Origin of the sequence: Allobosea sp. 67-29 (assembly GCF_001898115.1) — a bacterium.
Classification (GTDB): domain Bacteria; phylum Pseudomonadota; class Alphaproteobacteria; order Rhizobiales; family Beijerinckiaceae; genus Allobosea.
The window spans coordinates 536309-557728 of the sequence record NZ_MKSQ01000008.1 but is presented as its reverse complement, the minus strand read 5'-3'; the positions used below and the strand labels follow the sequence as shown (position 1 = coordinate 557728).

18 protein-coding genes and 1 tRNA gene are annotated in these 21420 nt (G+C 68.3%); 7 read left to right on the top strand and 12 right to left on the bottom strand.

The genetic code is table 11. The features are described 5' to 3' along the window. Nucleotides 1–37: 37 nt before the first annotated feature. The 5 genes from BGO20_RS09250 to BGO20_RS09230 all read right to left on the bottom strand — a co-directional run bounded on the left by BGO20_RS09250 (nt 38) and on the right by BGO20_RS09230 (nt 4855). A complete protein-coding gene (locus tag BGO20_RS09250; RefSeq protein ID WP_291661632.1) occupies nt 38–1540 on the bottom strand; it encodes a tripartite tricarboxylate transporter permease in 1503 nt (500 codons plus the stop codon). A 3-nt stretch (nt 1541–1543) separates the two neighbouring features. After that, nucleotides 1544–2062 (bottom strand): tripartite tricarboxylate transporter TctB family protein, encoded by a 519-nt coding sequence (locus BGO20_RS09245; protein WP_291661631.1) that lies wholly within the window; start codon nt 2060–2062, stop codon nt 1544–1546. Continuing rightward, on the bottom strand, nt 2059–3048 hold the full coding sequence (locus BGO20_RS09240; protein WP_291661630.1) for a LysR family transcriptional regulator: 990 nt from the start codon (nt 3046–3048) through the stop codon (nt 2059–2061). Before BGO20_RS09240 ends, BGO20_RS09245 begins: the two co-directional genes overlap by 4 nt. 127 nt (nt 3049–3175) lie before the next feature. Continuing rightward, nucleotides 3176–4102, bottom strand: coding sequence for a DMT family transporter (locus tag BGO20_RS09235; protein WP_291661629.1), 927 nt, complete (start codon nt 4100–4102; stop codon nt 3176–3178). 90 nt (nt 4103–4192) lie between these two features. Beyond that, nucleotides 4193–4855, bottom strand: a complete 663-nt coding sequence (locus BGO20_RS09230; RefSeq protein WP_291661628.1) for a glutathione S-transferase family protein — start codon at nt 4853–4855, stop codon at nt 4193–4195. Between the two features lie 333 nt (nt 4856–5188). On the opposite strand from BGO20_RS09230, the gene mgtE reads away from it, so the two are divergent. Further along, nucleotides 5189–6556: a magnesium transporter gene (gene mgtE / locus BGO20_RS09225; RefSeq protein ID WP_291661627.1), complete on the top strand. Its 1368-nt coding sequence runs from the start codon at nt 5189–5191 to the stop codon at nt 6554–6556. A gap of 34 nt (nt 6557–6590) precedes the next feature. Here mgtE and BGO20_RS09220 read toward each other — a convergent pair whose 3' ends face one another. Next, complete coding sequence (locus BGO20_RS09220; RefSeq protein WP_291661626.1) at nt 6591–8159, bottom strand: GGDEF domain-containing protein; 1569 nt, start codon at nt 8157–8159, stop codon at nt 6591–6593. A 320-nt stretch (nt 8160–8479) separates the two neighbouring features. Continuing rightward, nucleotides 8480–11515: an ATP-binding protein gene (locus BGO20_RS09215; RefSeq protein WP_291661625.1), complete on the bottom strand. Its 3036-nt coding sequence runs from the start codon at nt 11513–11515 to the stop codon at nt 8480–8482. A 222-nt stretch (nt 11516–11737) separates the two neighbouring features. Between BGO20_RS09215 and BGO20_RS09210 the strand changes: the two genes are divergently transcribed. From BGO20_RS09210 to BGO20_RS09195, 4 genes are all read left to right on the top strand, one after another. Beyond that, complete coding sequence (locus BGO20_RS09210; protein WP_291661624.1) at nt 11738–12133, top strand: phasin; 396 nt, start codon at nt 11738–11740, stop codon at nt 12131–12133. Between the two features lie 104 nt (nt 12134–12237). Then, nucleotides 12238–13086 (top strand): phasin family protein, encoded by an 849-nt coding sequence (locus BGO20_RS09205; protein WP_291661623.1) that lies wholly within the window; start codon nt 12238–12240, stop codon nt 13084–13086. Between the two features lie 168 nt (nt 13087–13254). Beyond that, a tRNA-His gene (locus tag BGO20_RS09200) sits at nt 13255–13331 on the top strand. 163 nt (nt 13332–13494) lie between these two features. Further along, nucleotides 13495–13806, top strand: coding sequence for a hypothetical protein (locus BGO20_RS09195; RefSeq protein ID WP_291661622.1), 312 nt, complete (start codon nt 13495–13497; stop codon nt 13804–13806). Between the two features lie 73 nt (nt 13807–13879). On the opposite strand, the gene BGO20_RS09190 is transcribed toward BGO20_RS09195, so the two are convergent. The 5 genes from BGO20_RS09190 to BGO20_RS09170 all read right to left on the bottom strand — a co-directional run bounded on the left by BGO20_RS09190 (nt 13880) and on the right by BGO20_RS09170 (nt 19022). Next, nucleotides 13880–14794 carry a dihydrodipicolinate synthase family protein gene (locus BGO20_RS09190; protein ID WP_291661621.1) on the bottom strand — a complete coding sequence of 305 codons (915 nt, stop codon included), beginning with the start codon at nt 14792–14794 and terminating at the stop codon, nt 13880–13882. Nucleotides 14795–14821: 27 nt separating this feature from the next. Beyond that, complete coding sequence (locus BGO20_RS09185; RefSeq protein WP_291661620.1) at nt 14822–16333, bottom strand: tripartite tricarboxylate transporter permease; 1512 nt, start codon at nt 16331–16333, stop codon at nt 14822–14824. Nucleotides 16334–16350: 17 nt separating this feature from the next. Further along, nucleotides 16351–16839, bottom strand: coding sequence for a tripartite tricarboxylate transporter TctB family protein (locus BGO20_RS09180; RefSeq protein WP_291661617.1), 489 nt, complete (start codon nt 16837–16839; stop codon nt 16351–16353). A 125-nt stretch (nt 16840–16964) separates the two neighbouring features. Further along, a complete protein-coding gene (locus tag BGO20_RS09175; protein ID WP_291661616.1) occupies nt 16965–17960 on the bottom strand; it encodes a Bug family tripartite tricarboxylate transporter substrate binding protein in 996 nt (331 codons plus the stop codon). Between the two features lie 69 nt (nt 17961–18029). Beyond that, nucleotides 18030–19022 carry a 4-hydroxythreonine-4-phosphate dehydrogenase PdxA gene (locus BGO20_RS09170; protein ID WP_465246021.1) on the bottom strand — a complete coding sequence of 331 codons (993 nt, stop codon included), beginning with the start codon at nt 19020–19022 and terminating at the stop codon, nt 18030–18032. A 250-nt stretch (nt 19023–19272) separates the two neighbouring features. Here BGO20_RS09170 and BGO20_RS09165 point away from each other — a divergent pair, with 250 nt between their 5' ends. Together BGO20_RS09165 and BGO20_RS09160 are read left to right on the top strand one after the other, a co-directional pair. Then, the gene (locus BGO20_RS09165; RefSeq protein WP_291661614.1) at nt 19273–20739 is read left to right on the top strand and encodes an SAF domain-containing protein; all 1467 of its coding nucleotides are present in this window, start codon (nt 19273–19275) and stop codon (nt 20737–20739) included. After that, a complete protein-coding gene (locus BGO20_RS09160) occupies nt 20736–21401 on the top strand; it encodes a GntR family transcriptional regulator (protein WP_291661613.1) in 666 nt (221 codons plus the stop codon). Before BGO20_RS09165 ends, BGO20_RS09160 begins: the two co-directional genes overlap by 4 nt. Nucleotides 21402–21420: the final 19 nt, after the last annotated feature.

The window sequence follows — 21420 nt, the reverse complement described above, 5'->3', positions numbered from 1 at the left end:
CGTAAGACTAGGGGGGGATGCCGGGGCGGCAACCCCGTCATTCGGTGAAGACCTCCTCGCGCTTCTTCGAGATCGACGGCAGCAATGCGATCGCCAGAACCAGCACGGCGACGACGAGAAGGCCGGCGGAGATGGGGCGTTCGACGAAGGTCATGAACGAGCCGCGCGAGATGATCAGCGCCTGCCGGAGCTTCTCCTCCATCAGCTTGCCGAGCACGAAGCCGAGCAGCATCGGCGCGGGCTCGAAGCCGAGCTTGATCAGGAGGTAGCCGAACAGGCCGAACAGCGCCGTGAAGGCGACGTCGAGCGGCTGGTTGTTCACCGAGTAGATGCCGATGCAGCAGAAGATCAGGATCGCCGGGAACATCAGGCGGTAGGGCACCTGCAGGAGCTTCACCCACAGCCCGACCAGCGGCAGGTTGATGATCAGCAGCATCAGGTTGCCGATCCACATCGAGGCGACCATGCCCCAGAACAGTTCCGGGTTGCGGGTCATGACCTGCGGTCCGGGGATGATGCCGTGGATCGTCATCGCGCCGACCATCAGCGCCATCACCGCGTTCGGCGGAATGCCCAGCGTGAGCAGCGGGATGAAGGCGGTCTGCGCGCCGGCGTTGTTGGCCGATTCCGGGCCGGCCACGCCTTCGATCGCGCCCTTGCCGAAGCGTGACGGGTCCTTCGCGATCTTCTTCTCCATGGTGTAGCTGGCGAAGGGGCCGAGCACCGCCCCGTTGCCCGGCAGAATGCCGAGGATGCCACCGATCGCCGTGCCGCGCAGCACGGGCGCGATCGACTGCTTGATGTCGTCCCAGCCCGGCAGGAGCCGGCCGATCTTGCCCTTGACGACGTCGCGCGCCTCGGGGCTCTCGAGATTGCGCAGCACCTCGGCGAAGCCGAACACGCCCATCGCCAGCACCGAGAAGTCGATGCCGTCGGAGAGCGAGGCGACGCCGAAGGTGAGGCGCTCCTGCCCGGTCTCGAGATCGGTGCCGACTGTCGAGAACAGCAGGCCGAGCATGATCATGCAGAAGGCCTTGAGGATCGAGCCGCGCGCGAGCACCACCGCGAAGCACAGCCCCATCACCATCAGGGAGAAATACTCGGCCGGGCCGAACAGCAGGGCCATCTTGGTCAGCGGCGCGCCGAGCGCGGCAATGATCACGGTGGCGACGCAGCCGGCGAAGAAGGAGCCGATCGCGGCGGTGCCGAGCGCGACGCCGGCACGCCCCTGCTTGGCCATCTGGTGGCCGTCGAGCGTGGTGACGACCGAGGTGGCTTCACCGGGGATGTTGACCAGGATCGCCGTGGTCGACCCGCCATACTGCGCGCCGTAATAGATGCCGGCGAGCATGATCAGCGCCCCCGTCGGGTCGAGCCCGAAGGTGATCGGCAGCAGGATCGAGATCGTGGCGATGGGGCCGACGCCCGGCAGCACGCCGATCAGCGTGCCGACCAGGCAGCCGGCGAAACAGAGCGCGATGTTCTTCAGCGTCAGCGCGACGCCGAAGCCGAGCGAGAGGTGGGAAAGCGTCTCCATCATCGCTCAGATACCCAGAAGCCAGGGCGCGAGCGGGATCGGCAGGCTCAGCGCGTATTTGAACAGGAGGATGCAGCCCGCCGACATGGCGAGCGCGAAGATCACGAGCTCCTTGAGCTTGCGGTCGTCGGCGGCGAGGCCGGAGAAGAAGATCAGGAGCGGACCGGCGACCAGCAGGCCGAGCGCCGGGACCTGAACCGGGCCGATCTCGAAGCCGCGGATCGTCAGTGCGAACAGGCAGGCGCCGCCGAGGGCGAAGAACACGCCTTTCCAGGACCAGCCCGAGAGCTTCTCGCCATGGTAGCGCAGCGAGGTCAGGGTCAGGATCGCTCCCAGGACGCCGCAGATCACGGCGAAGGCCTTGGGCAGCATGCCGGGGCCGAGCTGGCGCAGCGAGCCGGCCGGGAGGTCCCAGGAGAAGGCATAGGCGCCGAGCGCCAGCAGGATCATGAAGAGCCCGCCCGCGAAGTCCTGCGTCGAGCGTATGCGCAGCCCCTGCGCCCGTTCTATCTGGTTCAAGCTCATCGGGTTCCTCCGGCGGGGGATAGCGGGCGTGCCGACTGCCTTTGCGGCTTGGGCGGGTTGGCGAGCGGCAGAACGTGCCGCTCCTCGAGCAGGGTCACGCTTTCGCGCAGGATGGCGAGGAAGTCGTCGCGGGCCGGCAGCTTCTGCTGCGGCCGCCAGGCGACGCCCACGAGCGCGCCGGGCGGCGGCGGATCGAGCATCGCGCCGCGCAGCCGCCGCATGGTGACGCCCGGGAAGGACAGTCGCGACACCCAGTCGGGCGCCAGCGCCATGCCGAGCCCCGCCGCCACGGCCGACATCATCGCCGGCTTCTCGGTGGCCTCGATCACGACGTTCGGCACGGCGCCGACGCTCTCGAAATACGCCATGACGAGATCGTAGGCATAGGGACGGATCCGCTTCGAGGGAACCACGAAGGGCTCGCCGACCAGGTCGTTCATGCTCAGATGCTCGCGCGCGGCGAGCGGGTGGTCCTCGCGCAGCACCACGATCGGGCGCTCGACGCGCAGGATCTCGAAGGCGCAGTCGGTGGGTTTACGTGGAGGGCGGACCAGCGCGAGGTCGAGCTTGCCGGCCTCCAGCATCTGTACCAGCGCGACCGTCATCGCCTCCGCGAACTTGATCTCGATGCCGGGAAAGCGCTTGCGGAAGGTCATCAGAGCTTCCGGGACGAAGCTCGACGAGGCGGCGTCGATGGCGCCGACGCGCAGCACCTTGCCGGAGGCGAGCGAGGCCTCCCGCACGGCGCGCGAAGCCTGCTCCATCTTGACCAGGATGCCCTTGGATTCCTCCAGCATGATCAGGCCCGCCCGCGTCAGCGCGACCTGCCGCGTGGTGCGGGTCAGGAGATTGACGCCGAGCTCGTCCTCGAGCGCGCTGATCTGGCGGGAAAGTGCCGGGGGAGCCACGCCGAGCCGCTCGGCCGCTCGGCCGAAATGCAGCTCTTCTGCCACCGCGATGAAGCATCGCAGTTGCCGCACATCCATGGTCGTCCCCTGTTCCCCGTATCGCTTGCCGCGATATCTCAGTCAGTGGGGCGTGGCCAATAAAGCGTCCAGCCGCCAAGTCGACCCTAGAACAATTCATAATCTTTCGGCAATAAAGTCTTTGGGCCTAGGCCGGTCTCGTCCGTGCCGTGCCGAACAGCCGGCCGTCGATCAGGGCGAGACCGACGAAGATCGCCGCCATGCCGGCGAAATGGCGCGGCCGCAGCGCCTCGCCCAGCAGGCCGGAGCCCAGCAAGATCGCGCTGACCGGGATCAGGAAGGTGACGAGCATCACGTTGCTGGGTCCGGCCGCCCGCATGATCCGGAAGAACAGGAGATAGGCCAGGGCCGTCGAGATCAGCGCGAGGCCGACAAGGGCCAGAATGGCCTGGTGCGACGGCACCGGCAGCGTCCAGGGCGGATGCAGCACGAAGACGATCGGGATCATCATCACCGTTGAGGCCGAGAGCTGGCCGGTCGCGGCGACCAGCGGCGAGACCCCGCGGAAGCGTCGGCCGAGCAGGCCGGAGAAGGCATAGGAGACGGCGGCGAGGACGCAGGCGAGCTGCGCGGCGAGATTGGAGCCGAGGCCGCCGATCGCGTCCGGTCCCATCAGGATGGCGACGCCGACAAGGCCCGCCAGCACGCCGCCGAGCTTCAGCCCGGTCGCCTTCTCGTTGCCGAAGCAGTGCATCACCAGCACTGCGAAGATCGGCGTGGTGGCGTTCAGGATCGAGGCGAGGCCGCTCGCGATCTGCTGCTGGCCCCAGAGAAACAGGCTGAACGGGATCAGGTTGTTGAGGATGCCCATTCCGAAGAAGGCCAGCCACAGCTCGCGCCCGACCGCCATCGATTGCCCGGCGATCCGGACCACAAGGAGCAAGGCCAGCGCGGCGAGGCCGACGCGCACCTGCACCACGGCGAAGGGCGGCCATTCCGCCACGGTCAGCTTGTTGAAGAAGAACGAGCCGCCCCACAGGATCGACAGGATGATCAGCAGGAGCCATTCGAGCGGGCCCATGCGCGGCGCGGGAGCGGAAATCGGCTGTGTCATGGCGGAAGCTCTGCTCTCGGGCCGGGTCATTCCGCGTCAGTAGGTGGCCGGACGAGGTCCGGCCACCCGGATTCTGTGCGGTCCTGCTGTTCAGGCCGCTTCGGCGTCGCGCGCCTGCCACATCGCCTGGAAGGCCGGACGGGACTGGCAGGCCTCGAGCCAGGCCTTGACGTTCGGATTGGCGTCGAAAAGCTGCGTCGCCGGCTTGGCGTAGCGAATGACCTCGGCGACGTTGATGTCGGCCACGGTGAAGCGTCCGCCCATGACGTTGCCGTTGCCGTCGGCCAGCACCTTGTCGAGCACGGCGAAGGGCGCCTTGAGCGCGGCCAGCGCGGCCTCGACCAGCTCCGGCCGGCGCTTCTCGGGCGGGAAGGCCACGAGATGCTGTTGCAGGTTGAGCGCATGCGTCTCGCATTCCGTCGCGGCCCAGAGCGCCCACATGATCGCGAGCCCTTCCTCCTGCGCATCCTTCGGGGCGAGCGGGCCGCCATGCTTGCGCGCGAGGTAGAGGTTGATCGCCAGCGATTCGTGCAGCTTGAAGCCGTCGTCGTCGATGCTGGGGATGTGGCCGTTGGGGTTGACCTTCATGAATTCGGGACTGCGCGTGTGCAGCGGCGCGCCGGGAGCGCCGGGGTCCGGCAGGCGGTAGGCCTGGATGACCGGCACGTGGTTGAACGGCAGGCCGAGCTCGTTGGCCAGCCAGATGACGCGCGTCGCGCGCGAGCGGTAGCAGCCGTAGATCGTCAGGGTCATCGCATGGAATCCGGTATCGGAAGGGGGGTGGCCGAGGCGGCGGCTGCGCCGCTGCCCCGGGTGTGCCCACCATAGGCGGAGGCCGGCTTTCGACAAGAGCCCGCGATCGATGCTGCATCGCCAAAAAAGGTTTGACGGCGATGCGTTGCGGGTGCATGTGGCCAGCCGTCGCCGGCTCCCGCAGCCGGCACTCACAGGACAACCAGACCCGATGCCAGCCGACAGTCCCAGTCGACAGTCGAAGCCGTCTGCCGCCGCCTCGCGCGGCTGATCCGGGTCCCCGGCTCAGCCTTGCGATCGGTGCCGACGGCCGATCGCCAGGAATTAAGAGCCATGAACGAGATCGAACTCGCCCCCGACCTCCTCTCGGTCGTCGTCGCCAAGACGCTGGCCGAGGAACATGTCGCGGACATCGTCGAGATGCTGGACGAGCAGGACAGCGCCACGATCGCGCATATCCTGCAGGAGATGCCCTTCGAGCGCGCCGTCGAGGTGCTCGACCAGCCCGAGCTCGCCGATGCCGCCGAGGCGCTGGCGCTGCTGCCGGACAAGCGCGCGGGCGCGCTGCTGTCGGCGATGTCGGCCGACCGCGCCGCCGACGTCTTCCAGGAATTCGACGAGCCCACCCGCCAGCGCCTCGGCGCGCGCATGGATCGCCAGACGCGCTCGGACCTGCGCCGGCTCCTGGCCTATCCCGAGCACAGCGCCGGCTCGATCATGACGACCGAGTTCGTGAGCGTGCCGTCGAACTGGACCGTGCAGCAGACGCTCGATCATATCCGGCGCGTCGAGCGCTCGCGCGAGACGGTTTACGCGACCTATGTGCTCGACCCCGCGACGAAGAAGCTCGTCCGTGCCGTCTCGCTGCGCCGCCTGATCAGCGGCGACCCGGATGCGCCGGTCGAATCGGTGGTGCCGGCCCATAAGCCGATCACGGTCACCCCCGAGACCGACCGCGAGGATGTCGCGCGGCTGATCACGAAATACGACCTGCTCTCGGTCCCGGTCGTGGATCCGGACGACCATGTCATCGGTATCGTCACCTTCGATGACGTCATCGACGCGATGATCGCCGAAACGACCGAGGACGTGCAGAAGCTCGGTGGCATGGAGGCGCTCGACGAGCCCTACAACGAGATCGGCTTCGTCGCGATGATCCGCAAGCGCGCCGGCTGGCTCTCGATCCTGCTGCTCGGCGAGATGCTGACCGCCTCGGCCATGCAGTTCTTCGAGGCCGAGCTGGAGAAGGCGATCGTCCTGACCCTGTTCATCCCGCTGATCATGAGCTCGGGCGGCAATTCCGGCTCGCAGGCGACCTCGCTGATCATCCGGGCTCTCGCGCTGCGCGAGATCACGTTGAAGGACTGGTGGCGGGTCGCGCTGCGGGAACTCCCCTCCGGCCTCGTGCTCGGCGCGATCCTCGGCGCGATCGGGATCGCGCGGATCGCGCTCTGGCAATGGCTCGGCTTCTACGATTACGGCCCGCACTGGATGCTGATCGCCGCCACGGTCGGCGGCGCGTTGCTCGGCATCGTCACCTTCGGCTCTCTGATGGGCTCGATGCTGCCTTTCGCCCTCAAGCGCTTCGGATTCGACCCGGCAAGCGCCTCGGCGCCGCTGGTGGCGACGCTGGTCGACGTCACCGGCCTCGTCATCTATTTCGGAGTGGCGGCGCTGATCCTGACCGGAACGCTGCTGTGATCGGCCGCCCTGCCGTCCATCCCCCCGTCGCGCGCTAGCCGGCGGCCGCACCGGCGACTACGCGATTGCGGCCGCGTTCCTTGGCCTCGTAGAGCGCGGCGTCCGCAATCTGCAGCAATTGCGCCCAGACATCCGGCGCAGCCTTTGCTCTGGCAACGCCGAGGCTCGCCGTGATGGAGGTTTCGCTGCCGTCGGGCAGCCGGAAGGGCTTCGCCTCGATCACCTGCCTCAGGCGCTCGGCGATGTCGGCGAGGACGCCCTCCAGCGGGTCGAAGGTCAGGATCGCGAACTCCTCGCCGCCGAAGCGCGCGACGACGTCGCCTTGACGCAACGCGTTCCGCAGCCGGGCGGCGGCGAGGCGCAGGACCTCGTCGCCGGCGGCATGGCCGTGTCGGTCGTTGACCGCCTTGAAGTGATCGAGATCGAGCAGGATGAGCCCGATCACGCCGGTATCGGTCCTCGCCAGCCGCGGGACCATCCGTTCCAGCGCACCGCGGTTGAGCACGCCGGTCAAGCCGTCCGTGTCGGCAAGCTGCTTCAGCTGCGCCTCCAGCCTGTTGCGCTCGGCGTCGATCTCGTCGCGCTCGATCAGCCGCGCGCGCAGCGTCTCCAGCGCCTGGAAGAGCTCCCGCATCTCGCCGCGCAGCCCGGCAGGGGCGACGGCCGGATCCAGGCGGTTGTCCGCGAGGCGCACGATGTGCCGGCGAGCCGACAGCAAGGGACGGAACAGCAGCTGGCGCCCTGCCAGCAGAAGCAGGAGCTCGACGGCGAGGGCGAGCAGAGTGGCGAGCGAAGCCAGTACGAGGGCGCGCTGCGCTCCTTGCCGGCCGGCGTCGAGCTGCCTGATCGTGCTGTCGACGAAGGCGTCGCGCAGGCGCTCGATCGCCACGAAATGCGGAACGATGTCGCGGGTGAAGCTTTCGGGCGTGAGATCGAAGTCGCCGTTCCGCAGGCGGGCCAGCGTGGCGTCGATCAGGGCCATGCCGCCTTGGATGAAGTCCCGTTCGACGGCCCGGCCGGCTTCGACGATGGCCGGCTCGCGGCTGGACGAGGCCTGCTGGCCGATCAGGGGCCATAGCTGCAGCACCCGGCCGCGCGTCTGTTCGAACGCGGCCTGCTGCGCGGGCCGGGGAGGCTGCATCTGCGCGATCGCGATGACCAGGTGGGAGCCGAGCCGCCCGGCATAGTCGCGCATCTCGCCGAGCATCCGCGCGACCATCGCATGCCCGACCAATTGAGGGTCGTCCGCCAGCAGCGCGGTCATTGCGGTGTCGAGCAGGGGCTGCGCCGCATCATAGGCGGAGAACATGGCTTCGATCGCCCGCTCGACCGCTTCCGGCTCGCGTTCGGCCCGCGGACGGTCCAGCAGGCGGTCGACCTCCCTGCGCGCCGCTGCGAGGCGCTCTTCCAGAGCCGCCAGCGATGTGCCGAACGGACCGATGCGACGAACCGCGTCGAGCGCGTCGTCGCTCGCGCGGCGAAAGCTGCGGAACCGGTCGTCCCTCGCTGCGGCGCCGCTCGCGTTCCGCCCGAGGGCGGCATTCGTCGGTCCGCGCTCCGCGGAGACCCTGTTCGCGGCGTCGAGCACTGCACGAAACGCCATCAGCCGCGCCAATCCGTGCCGGCTGTCGGCAAGAGCCGTATAGTAATTATGCAGAAGGCTCGTTCCGAGCCCCAGCGAGCAGGCCAGTATCAGGGCGACGGCGCCGAGGAAATACTGGTTGAGCGTCAGGCTTCCGAAGAATCTGGTTCGACCGCTAGAAATCGTCGCCTCTGGGACAGCGTTGTCTTTGCGCAGCTGGAGCGGTTGCCCCAGAGGAAGCGGTTAAGACGGAAATGTCTTAACAATTGCCAATTGCGGCAGCAGCCGCATCTCGCGGCTACGCAGGTCTTCCAGCCACGCCGACGCGCTGCGGCGCGCCGTCAGCTGGCGAGGACGCGCTGCGGCGGGAAGGTGATCTCGACCAGCGTGCCTTCCTTCTTGACGCTGGTGATCGCCATCGCGGCACGGTTGGCCTCGACCAGTGCCTTGGTCAGCGGCAGGCCCAGGCCGGTGCCGCCTGAGCGACGGGTCGTCGGCACCTGCCGGAAGGGTTCGAGCGCGAGCTTCAGCTCGTCGTCGTCCATGCCGATGCCGGTATCGCGCACCCGCAGGATCGCCTCGCCCTGGTCGCCGAGCGCCGTGGAGATGATCACCTGCCCGCCGGCATCGGTGAACTTCACGGCGTTGGAGAGAAGGTTGATCGCGATCTGGCGGATCGAGCGCTCGTCGGCGACGACCGGCGGCAGCTTGGGCGAGAGCCCGGAGCGTAGCACCACGCGGCCGCGCTGGGCCTCCGGCTGCAGCAGCGCCACGGTCGAGAGCGCGATCTCGTTCAGGTTGACGCTGGCGAAATCGAGCTCGAGCTTGCCGGCCTCGATCTTGGCGAGGTCGAGCAGGTCGTTGACCAGGCTGATGACGTAGCCGCCCGACTGGTGGATGTCGCGCAGATACTCCTTGTAGCGCTCGTTCTCGATCGGCCCGAAGCGCTCCTCCGCCATCACCTCGGCGAAGCCGATGATGGCGTTGAGCGGCGTGCGGATCTCGTGGCTGATCTTGGCGAGCACATCCGACTTCTGGGCGCTCGCCATCTCGGCCGCCTTGCGCGCGTCGACCAGCTCGCCCTCGGTCTTTTTCCAGGCGGTGATGTCGCGCAGCACGGCGCAGAAGCGCGGATCGGCCCCGTGCGCGATCTGGCCCATGGTCATGAACAGCGGGATCTTGCCGCCCTGGCGCACGCGGCCGACGACCTCGCGCCCGTCATTCAGCACCGAGGCGACGCCGCCGCCCTTCAGCCCCTCGAGATAGTCGAGCGCCGGGGCATGGCTCTCCGCCGAGAACAGCAGCGTGAACAGCTCGCCGGTGACCTCGCGCTGGTCGTAGCCGAACAGCGCTTCGGCCGCCTTGTTGAGCGACAGGATGCGGCCGCGCTCGTCGACGGTGACGACTCCGTCGGTCGCCGTATCGAGCATCGCGGTCAGTTCGGCGATGCGGCCGTCGCGCACCTCGGCGTCGAGCCTGAGGGCCTCGACGCGGGCCGCCGACTCGGCCTCCTCGGCCTCGAACTCCGCCGCGAGCTCCGCTTCTTCCGCCTCTTCGGCGGTCATCACCGGCACTTCGCCGCCGCCAGCGGCAGGATGGCGGAAGGCCATCAGCGTCGCCGCCTCGCCAAGCCAGTCGACGCTCGACAGAACGGCGTCGACGCCGACCAGATGCCCGACCCTGTCGATCAGGGTCATCGCCCCGCCGCCGCTGCGCGAGGCCTCCTTGATCAGCCGGCTGACGCCACCGGCCTTCAGGTCGTCCAGGTCGGCATAATCCAGCAGATCGAGCAGGGTGCGGTTGGCGTAGAGCGCCTCGTCGCCACGGTTGACGAGAACCGCCGTCGGCAGCCGGTCCAGCACATCGGCGTGGGAATTGCGCTGACGCGTTGGCGCGGACACCGGCTGGGCCGGCGCATCGACGACGGAGGCCGTCTCCGCCTCGGCTTCCCTCACGCGCAGTTGCGCCGCCGGCGGCAGGCGCGGCGCGTCGCTCGGTTCCTCGTCCGCAAGCCGCGCGCCCAGCGCCTTGGCGATCTCGCGGAAGGCATTGCGCTCGGCCGAGCTGAGGTTCGCCTTGGACGGTTCCAGGACCGGGCGGATCGCCGTCTGCTGGCCGTTGCGCAACGGCACGATATTGGCGGCTGGCAGTTCGTCCGGGCGGGTCGGTGTCGGAGCCGGCTCGGGCACGGCCGCCGGTGCGGCGGCCTTCGGCTCCGGCTCGTCGCCCTCCGGCTTCCGCTCGGCCGGGGGAGGGACCGATGCCTCGCGCGACGCATCGGTGGGCGCGTCGTCGCACTGCCCGGAGATGACCTGCCAGTCACGGGCAGTCTCGTTTTCCGCCGGCTGCCCAGCCTCGGCACTGCCGGGGGCTTCGGTGGCCTTTGCGTCCGATGCCGCGTCGATGCCGGAGCCGGCGGTCTCCTGCGTGTCCGGTCCCGCGATCGCTTCTTGCGCCTCGGATGCAGCGCGGTCCGACGCGGCGGCCCGCTCGGCGGTATCAGGCGCTGAGGCAGCCTCGGCCTCGGAAGAATCCGTCTGCCCGGCAGGTTCATCCGCCTGCGGGAAGGGCTGGCGCGCATTCAGTCGCGCGATCCCGAAGCCGCGGAAGCCGGCGAGCTGCCGGTCGGCGCCGAAGACGGGCACGCCCGAAAGCTCGACGGGGGCGGCCTCGCCCGGCGTCTCCGTGCGCCACAGCACGGTGTGGCCGCTCCAGGTGGCCGGCGTCGCGAGCCGTGCGAGCAGGGTGCCGTCGGTATCGCTGAACCGGCTCGCCGCCAGATCGTCCCAGCGCTCGCCGACGAGCTGCGAGGCGGCGGCGCCGGTCAGGACGGCGACGTTCTCCGACACTTGCGTCAGGCGGCGATTCGCATCGCTCTGCCAGAGAAAGCGAATCGTCGACGCTTGCGCCGGGGCTGGGCCATCGGGGATGACGGCGGATGCCGCCGCCGGAGCGGCGGAAGGGGCCGGTGGCGGGCTCGCCTCCGGCGGAACCGTCACGCCCAGCCGGCGCAGTTCGGAAGCCGGCACGGCGATGGCGAGCACGGTGCGGCCGTCGTCTCGCGTCAACAGCTTGACGCCGCAGGTCACGGGGGCGGCCGTGAAGCCAGTCGTCAGCCTCAAACGTTCCAGGCGGAGGCCGGAAGCGGAGGCCAGCCCCCCCGCGAGCAGGGACAAGCGCTGGCGCGTCGGGGCAGGCAGCGCCGCGGCGGCAGGCTCGGCACCGAGCAGGGCCCGGCCGGCCGGGTTCATGAAGCCGGGGCGGCCGGAGGCCGCGTCCCACAGGACCAGGGCGCCGCCGGCGGCAAAGGCCGTCACGGCCGGGTCTTCACCCGCCGCTGCACCCCATTGCATCCAGTCCTGTCCGGCTTCGCTCATGCTGGCCCGCTCGTCCGATCCGCCTCATTATAGCTAACAAATCTTTAATAGCTTCCAAACGCGGCCGAATCCATGGAACCAAAGATCGCTCTCCCGCTTCTCCTCGAAACAGCGTTAACGTAGCCGCGCGCCGGTTCCGTCGCAGCGTTGTCATCGCACTGCAGTAATGATATTGCAGTGCACAATGAGTTTGAGGCGCCTTTCGCAACAGGAGGAACGACCATGGACGGTAAGCATCCCTATGAGGTGCCGGCAGAGATGCGCGAATTCGCCGAGCGCAGCGTAGAGCAGGCGCGCAAGGCTTTCGACGGCTTCATCGGCGCGGCCCAGAAGGCTGTGGATAGCGCGCATGGCTCGGCCGAGAGCGCGCGCGTCAACACCCAGGAGGCGACCCGCAAGGCGATGGCCTATGCCGAGAACAACGTCGCCGCCGCTTTCGATTTCGCCCAGAAGCTGGTGAAGTCGAAGGATCTGACCGAGGTGATGCAGCACCAGTCGGATTTCGTGAAGGCCCAGATGGCGACCTTCCAGAACCAGCTCAAGGATCTCGGCGCCGCCGCCCAGGATGCCGCGTCCAAGGCCGCCGAGACCGTCAGCAAGGCCACGAAGGGCCGCTGAACATTGCCTCGGGGCGGCCGCGCCTGCCGCCGCCCCGCCAGACCGACGCCGAATCAGGGATCATTCCCCGTCCGTCCATTGCCAGCCGTTGAAGGAGAGCCGTGATGGTCAAGCCGCCTCCGACCCGTACGCGAGCCAAGGCCCCGGTCAGCCTGCCTTCCGTCAAGGCGTTGTCGACGCCGCCTGCCGAGGTGAAGGCCGCTCCGGCGCAACCTGCCATCAAGCCTCCGCCCGCTCCCGCCGCGGCGGCCACAACCTCGCCGCCGGCGCGGCCGGCGCCGGTCGTGATCAAGGCTGCGGTGCCTGCCCCCTCCGGGAATTCCGGCAAGGTTGGTGCTCCCGCCGTCACCGCGGCGGCACAGCCCCCGGCGAAAGCCGCGGCCAAGCCGCCCCGCAAGGCCGTTTCCACCAAGCTGAAGGTCGAGAAGCCGGTCGCGAAGGTCGCTGCGGCGCGGAAGCCGGCGCCATCCGCTCCGGCCGAGAAGGCCGCCGAGGCCAGGCCGGAGCCGGTCTTGGTCAAGCTGCCGCCGAAGCCTGCGGCCGAGGTGGTGCCGCCCCCCAGGCCGGAGCCGGCAGCCGCTCCTCCCGCCACGGCCGTGGCTGGGCCCGCGCAGGCCGCGCCCGCTGCGGCGAAGGAGCCGGTGAAGCCTTCTGCGATCGATTCGCTGTCTCTGCCGCGCCCGCCCGCATTCGCGGCGATCGCGAGCGAGACGGTGATGAGCCAGGCGCTCACCATGGCGCGCGCCTTCGGCGCCCTGCAGGCGCGGATGCTCGAGCATGCCTGCGCCGAGTTCAAGGCGACGCTCGGCGACGCCGAAACGCTGGCGCGGACGGAGAGCGCCTCGGAGGCGATCGCGTTGCAGGCGAAGGCCGTGCGCCGGAGCTACGAATCCTATGCGGAGCATTTGAAGGAGCTCGCGCGCATCGCCAACACCGCGCTTCGCAAGGATTGAGCGGCCCCGGCGGCGCCGAAACCGGCCGGCCATCGCCGCGGCCGCGTTCGGTGCCGGTTTTTCGGTGGCAAAGATGAATTACGCGGTTGCAAAAGCGCGGCGCCGGTTCTAGTTTCCGCGCCGCTGGAGACCCCGCCGGAAGTGCCGGGGCCGCACAGCCTGTCATGGGCAGCCATAGCTCAGTTGGTTAGAGCGCTAGATTGTGGATCTAGAGGTCCCCCGTTCAAGCCGGGGTGGCTGTACCATTCCCCTTCGGAAAATCGATGGTTGAGCTGAGCACGCGAGGCGCTGAGCTGCGGTGCGAAGCCGGCCTGCCTTGCAAGGCAGATGAACGAAGATGAACAATCCTGTTCAGGCAGCGTTCTGTTGGCGAATGCTTCAATGCCGTCAGCAGAAAGGAAGACCCTCATGCGTCGGTTCGCTATCGCAGCCTTGATCTCCCTGGGCGCCATGGCGGCGGTTCCCGCCGCTCGCGCCAACGAAGCCCTCGACCCGTCCGTGGCACATCGTCTCGACGGCCAGTCGGCCGCCTACAGCATGACCGCCGCGAAGCGCGAGCGGCTGATGATCATTCAGGAAAACCTCGCTCGCCAACGCCACTACGAGCACCGCTACGGGCCGCGCGGCCCCTATGGCGGCTACGGCTACGGGCGTCCTTATGGCCCGCCGCCCTATGCTCCCGCCTATGGCTATCGGCGGCCCTATTACGATCGCTGGTAGTCGGCGAGGGTGAAGTCGGCGGCCGATAGGCAACCGCGCCGGCCGATCGGCGAGGACCGGCCGGGCCGGCTTCTCATCGCCAGCGGAGTGCCAGCGGATCGAGCTCACGCGCGAGCTCGATCAACCCGTCGCGGGTCTTCGGATGCAGCGGCGCCAAGGGGTGGCGGACGGCCTCCGATTTGATGACGCCGCCCTCTCTCAGAACGGCCTTGGCGGCGCGCAGCCCACACTGGCGGTTCTCGTAATTGATGATCGGCAGGACCCTGGCATAGAGCGCCGCCGCCTGCTTGCGGTCGCCCGCGGCGTGGGCTGCGAGAATCGGCTTGATCAGGTCCGGGATCATGGCGCTCGTCATCGTCCCGGTCGCGCCGGCATCGAGATCGGCCATCAGCGTGATCGCTTCCTCGCCGTCGAAGGGCCCGACCACGGCGTCGCCGCCGGCCTCGATCAGGGCGCGCAGCTTGGCCGCCGTGCCCGGCATCTCGATCTTGAAATAGCGCACCAGCGGCACTTCCCTGGCCAGGCGCACCATGAAGGGCACGGTCATGGTCACGCCTGAGAGCGGCGCATCCTGCAGGATGATCGGGATGCCGCAGGCATCGGCGACCATCTTGAAGTGCTCGATCATGCCCTGTTCGTCCGCCTTCAGCAGGGCGCCGTGATAGGGCGGCATCATCATCAGCATCTTCGCCCCGGCCTCCGCCGCAGCCTTGCCGCGTTGTGCGGCGATGCGCGTCGAGAAATGCGAGGTGGTGACGATCACCGGCACGCGTCCGGCGACCTGCTCGATCGAGAGCCGCATGACTTGCTCACGTTCCTCGTCGGTGAGCAGGAACTGCTCGGAGAAATTGGCGAGGATGCAGATGCCGTCGACACCCTGGTCGACCATCAGGTCCATGACCCGCCTGTTGCCGGCGAGGTCGAGGTCGCCGTTCTCGTGGAAGACGGTGGGGGCGATCGGCAGGATGCCGCTATAGGGTTCGTTCATGGGAAGCACCTTCGGTGGGGCTGACGGTCAGACGGTGCGTGCTTGGCCCAGGCCGCGCAAGCGCCGGATGCCCGCGCCGATAACCGGCATGAACAGCAGGACGAGCCCGATCGCCATCAGCGTGCCGACGAGGGCGTTCGACCAGAAGATCGAGAGCGAGCCCTGGCTGAAGATCATCGACTGGCGGAAGGCGTCCTCGGCCTTGTCGCCGATCACCATGGCGAGCACGAGCGGCGCGATCGGATAGTCCAGCTTCTTGAAGACATAGCCGACGAGCCCGAAGATCAGCGCGAGCCAGATGTCGAATTCACGGTTCGCCGCGGTGAAGGCGCCGATGAAGCAGATCACGACGATCAGCGGCCCGATGATCGAGAACGGGATGCGCAGGATCGAGGCGAAGAGCGGCACCGTCGCGAGGACGATGACGACCGCGACGATGTTGCCGAGATACATCGAGGCGATCAGGCCCCAGACGAAATCCGGCCGGTCCGTGAACAGGGTCGGGCCGGGGTTGAGACCCCAGATCATCAGCCCGCCCATCATCACCGCGGCGGTCGCGGAACCGGGGATGCCGAGCGCCAGCATCGGCAGCATGGCGGAGGAGCCTGCGGCATGGTCCGCGGTCTCCGGCGCGATGACGCCCTCCGGCTCGCCCTTGCCGAACTTGGCGGGATTGCGCGAGGAGCGCTTGGCCATCGCGTAGCTCATGAAGGAGGCCGCGGTCGGCCCGCCCGGCGTGATGCCCATCCAGATGCCGATCAGCGAGGAGCGCAGCAGGGCCAACCAGTAGCGCGGCATCTTCGCCGCCGTGCGCAGCACGTCGCCGATCCGCACCTTGGCGGCCACGCCCTCGAACTTCAGGCCTTCCTCCATGGTCAGCAGCAATTCGCCGATGCCGAACAGGCCGATCACCGCGATCAGGAAGCTGACCCCGGCCAGCAGCACGTCGAACTCGAAGGTGAGCCGCACATTGCCGGAGACCGAATCCATGCCGACCGTCGCCAGCGCGAAACCGATGCCCATCGAGACGATGGTCTTCAGCGGCGAGGCGCCGCCGAGGCCGATGAAGCTCGCGAAGGTCATGAAGTAGACCGCGAAATATTCCGGCGAGGAGAAGCGCAGCGCGAAGCTGGCGACCCACCCCGACAACAGCGTGATCAGGATGACGCCGCAGAGCGCGCCGAAGCCGGCCGAGAGGAAGGCGAAGGACAGGGCCTCGGTCGCCCGTCCCTGCTTCGCCATCGGGTGACCGTCGAAGGTCGTCGCGACCGAGGAGGGCTCGCCGGGGATGTTGAACAGGATGGAGGTGGTCGAGCCGCCGAACAGCGCGCCCCAGTAGAGCGAGGCGAGCAGGATGATCGCCGAGACCGGGTCCATGCTGAAGGTGAGCGGCAGCAGCAGCGAGACGCCGTTGGGGGCGCCCAGGCCGGGAAGCACGCCGACGAGCACGCCGAGCAGCACGCCGGCGATCATCAGCATGATGTGGTGGGCCGTAAGCGCGACCTCGAAGCCGTGCATCAGGTTGGCGATATTGTCCATGCTCTCTTGCCTGCCTGTCAGAGGCCGAGGAGGGGTTCGAGCGGGCCCTTGAGCAGGCCGATCTGGAAGAATTTTTCCAGAGAGAGATAGAGGAACGCGACGGTCAGGAAGGCCGTTGCCAGGCTGGCGAGCCAGCCATATCCGCCCTGGAAGCGCATCGCGAAGACGAGGTAGAGGATCGTCGCGACATACATGCCGAGCGTGACGCTCAGCACCACGAAGGCGGCGAGCGGGAGCAGGAAGGCGAGGACGCGCCTGCCGCGCTCGGCATCGATGAAGGATTCGGCGAGCACGGGGCTGCCTGCGAGCTGCTTGCCCAGCGTCAGCGCCAGCGTGCCGAGGCTCGCGGCCGCGACGAGCGCGCCGACATAGAACGGGAAGGCTCCCGGCTGGGGCCCGGACGAGTCCCAGCCGATGCCGAATTCGAGCGAGCCCTTCACGATGACGAGCCCGAAGACGAGGGTCAGGATCGCGGTGCCGATCTCGGCCCAGAAACGGGTGATCATGAGGAGATTTCCTCCGCCTTGGCAGCCGGGAGCTCGCTGCGTCTGGATGGAAGGCTCGCCATCCCGGGAGTGCCCCGGGATGACGGCGGTTTCAGAGCCGGATCAGCGCGCGCCGATCACGAACCTCACTTCACCACCCAGCCTTCCTCCTCGAAGACCTTCTTGTTGGCGGCGTCGTCCTTGGCCACGAAGTCGGTGAATTCCTTGCCCTTCATGAACTTCCCCGTCTGGGCGGTCCGCTTGATGAATTCCTTCCACTCCGGCGTCTGGCTGACCTTCTCGAGCACGTTGGCGTAGTAGGTCACGGCATCGGCCGGCACGTCGGCCGGCATCCAGACGGTGCGCGGCATGCGGAAGGATTCGATCGGGATGCCGGCCGATTTGCAGGTCGGGATATCGCCCCAGCCCTTGCCGTCATGGATCGGGTCGCCCTTGGCGAGATGCTCCGGCGCGAAGACGCAGAGCGGCTTCACCTGGCCGGCCTTCCACTGGCCGATGTTCTCGTTCGGGTTGTTGGTGTTGGAATCGATGTGACCGCCGGCGAGCTGCACGGCCGCGGCGCTGCCGCCCTGGAACGGGACGTAGATCCATTTGGCGCCGGTGGCGTCCTGGATCATCGAGGTCAGGGTCTGGTCGGTGTCCTTGGACTGGCTGCCGCCCATCTTGAAGCCCATCGGCTTCGCCTTGACCGCCTCGATATAGGCCTTGGCGTCGGCATAAGGCGCATCGCCCTTCACCCAGAGCAGGAATTCGTCGAGCGCCATCGCCGCGACGGGCGTGAGGTCGGTGAACTTGTAGCCGAGCTTGGCGACGTAGGGCAGCAGATAGGCGTTGTTCGTGCCGAAGATCAGGTGGGTAGGATCGCCCTTCGCACCCTTGCCGTAGACATAGCCCTCGGCGCCCGAGCCGCCGCCCTTGTTCACCACCACGATCGGCTGCTCCATCAGCTTGTGCTTGGTGATGATCGACTGGACGAGACGGGCGAAATTGTCGGTGCCGCCGCCGGCGCCGGACGTCACGACGAACTCGACGGGCTTGGTCGGCTCCCATGCCTGAGCGGCGCTGAAGCCGCCGAGCGTGAGCGCGCCTGCGAGCGCGGCGGAAATCGCGATGGTCTTCATGTGTTTCTCCCTGGGTGTCGATTGAATGATGCCGCTCTTGGATGGCGGCTTGCGGTGAGCGGATCCGGCTCAGGCGGCCGTCCGGGCTGCCTCCTTGCCGTCACGTGCCATCTTGATCGCCAGCGCGAGGGCGGCACGGCTCGCGCCGAGATTGGCGATGCCCTTTCCGGCGATCTCATAGGCCGTGCCGTGGGCCGGCGTGCAGATCGGGAAGGGGAAGCCGCCGATCAGCGTGACGCCGCGGTCGAAGCCCATCAGCTTCATCGCGATCTGGCCCTGGTCGTGATACATCGTCAGCACGGCGTCGAAATCGCCGTTCTTCGCCCGCAGGAACACGGTGTCGGACGGGAACGGGCCCTCCACCGTGAAGCCCTTGGCCTTGGCCGCCTTCACGGCCGGTTCGATCGTCTCGATCTCGTCGCGGCCGAAATTACCGCCGTCGCCGGCGTGGGGATTGATGCCCGCGACCGCGATGCGCGGCGGGTTGAAGCCGGCGGCGCGCAGATTGGCGTCGGCCAGCGTCAGCGCCCGCAGGATCCGCTCCTGGGTGATGTTGCGCGCCACTTCGGACAGCGGAATGTGCGAGGTGACGCGGGCGTTCCACAGCTTGTCGAGGATGTTGAACTCGCTCGCCGCACCGTCGAAGCCGATGGCGTCCCGCACGAAGCGGATCTCGTCGTCATAGGCCGGATAGGCGAAGCGCATCGCCGCCTTGTTGAAGGGCGTGAAGAACACCGCATCGGCCTTGCCGGCGGCGGCGAACTGCAAGGCGCGGCGGAAGTTCCCGGTTGCCGCCTCGCCGCCGGCGAGCGTCGCCTTGCCGCGCTGGAGATCGGCGGGGTTGTGGTTGGCGAGATCGATGAAGAGTGGCTTGTCGGAATTCGCCGGCAGCGCCTCCTCGGAGGCGACGAGCTGAACGTCGGGGTCGACCTTGCCGTCGGCGGCGCCGAGGTCGAGCAGGCGCTTGTCGCCGAAGATGACGTAGCGTGCCGCGTCGCGCAGGTCCGGCTCGCAGAGCAGCCGTGCCAGAAGCTCGGGACTGATGCCCGAGGGGTCGCCCATCGCAATCGCGATGACCGGCTTTGCGCCGTTATCGGAGCTCTGCACCGCCATCCTCCCTCGTCGAAGACTCTGGCCGGATTGCCGCGGAAAAAGGGGCCCGGCATTTCCGTTGGTTTCATTCGTTCCAATCTCGCTAACACAGCTCGAAGGCTCGCCGCAAGTATGCTGTATGCAGCATAATGAAAGCTCGCTAAAGTGACCAGAAGGACGGGCGGGCTCGCGAGCGCGCCCGCGGCAGGAGAGAGAAACGATGAATTTCCACGCGCATTATGCCGCCATCCGCGAGCCGATCGGCACCTGCCTGGTGGGCAGCGGCGGCTTCGGGCGCAGCTATCTGGCACAGGCGCGGCGCGCGCGCCTGATCGAGGCACGTATCGCGGTGGACATGACGGCCGAGGCGGCGGGGCGGGCCTTTGCGGCGGCCGGCTATGACGCCTCCGAGGTCGCATTGTGCGAGACGGCGGCGGAGGCGCGGGTGGCGTGGGAGGCGGGGCGCTGCGTGGCGGCCGGAAAGCTCGAGACGGTGATCGACCTGCCCTTCGCCCTGCTGGTGGAGGCCACGGGCTCGCCCGAAGGCGCGACGCGCCATGCGCTGATGGCGATCGAGGCCGGGCGCCATGTCGCGCTGGTTTCGAAGGAGGCCGACAGCGTCGTCGGTCCCGGCCTTGCGCGTCTGGCAAGGGACAAGGGAGTCCTCGTCACCCCGGTCGATGGCGACCAGCCGAGCCTGTTGATCGCGCTCGTCTCCTGGGCGGAAGTGCTGGGCCTGGAGATCGTCGCTGCCGGCAAGTCGAGCGAGTATGATTTCGTCCTCGATCCTGCGACCGGAAACGTCACCTGCAACGGCGTGACGAGGCATTTGCCGGAGTTGTCGGCGCATTGGCTGCCGGGCGAGCGCCCGGTCGCCGCGGTCGCCGCCGAGCGGGCTCGCATTCTCGGTGCGGCCTTTCCGCTGCGCGCCGTGCCCGACCTCTGCGAGATGACGCTCGTCGCCAATGCGACCAATCTCGCCGCAGACCGCGCGGACTTTCACGCGCCGCCGGCACGCATTCCCGAGATCGCGGACCTGCTCGCGGCACGGGCGCAGGGCGGCCTGCTGTCCGGGAACCGACGCCTCGACGTCTTCCACCACCTGCGCCTGGCCGAGGAGGCGAGCTTCGCCGGCGGCGTCTTCGTCGTCGTGCGCTGCGAGAATGCCGAGACCTGGGAGATGCTGGCCGGCAAGGGCCACGTCCTCTCGCGGGACCGCGAGGCGGCGATGCTCTATCTGCCGCGCCATCTGCTGGGCGTCGAAGTGGCGACGAGCATCCTCGATACGGCGGGGCTGGGCCGCTCCGGCTACGGCGACGACTACCGCCCGCGGCAGGACCTCGTCGCCGTCGCCATGCGGGATCTGGCCGCCGGCACCGTCCTCGCCATGGGCGGCCACCACCACAGCATCGCCGATGTCGCCGCCGAGGTCAGGCCCGCCGTGGCGCTGGCAGAGGATCGCCCGGCCCCGTTCTACCTCGTCGCCGACCGGAAGCTGAAGCGGGATGTGAGGGCGGGGGAGGCGATTCGGCTCGGCGATGTCGAGATGCCCGCCGATTCGCTCCTGTTGGCGACGCGCCGGCGCCAGGACGCGCTCTTCGCCGCCGATCGGTCCGGGCGTGGTTTGACAGAGCAGGGCACCCATGGCGTAAACGAGCGCACTCCGGAACCGATGGCGGCACGATGAGCGAGGCAGCGACCGACTTCCCCCGCATCACCCGCCGCACCTTGCATGACGAGGTGCTGGAGCGCGTCCGCGACATGATCATCGAGGGCAGGCTCGAGCCGGGGCAGCGTATCAACGAGGGACTGATCGGCGCGCAGCTCGGCGTCTCGCGCACTCCCATGCGCGAGGCGATCAAGACGCTCGCGAGCGAGGGGCTCGTCGAGATCCTGCCAGCCAAGGGCGCGGTCGTCCGCAAGTTCTCGGCGCGCGATCTCTATCAGGTGCTGGAAGTGCTGAAGGCGCTCGAGCAGCTGGGTGGCCAGATCGCCTGCGCCGAGGCCTCCGACGAGACGATCGCGGCGATCCACGCGTTGCACCGCCGCATGCTGGAGCTCTACGCGACGCGCGAGCGGCTCGAATATTTCAAGCTCAACCAGGCGATCCACAGCGCCATGGTGGCGGCCTCCGGCAACCAGGTTCTGCTCGAAATGCACGGCACCTTGCAGTCGCGGATCAAGCGACTGCGCTTCATCGGCAATGAAGGGCCGGAAAAATGGGCCGGTGCGGTGGCCGAGCACGAGGAGATGATGGCGGCGCTGCTGAAGCGCGATGCGCCGGCTCTGTCGGCCGCGATCGGCAAGCACATGGAATCGACATTGACGCGCGTGCGCGGCGTGCTCTGAGCCGCCGGGCGGCGCGAGC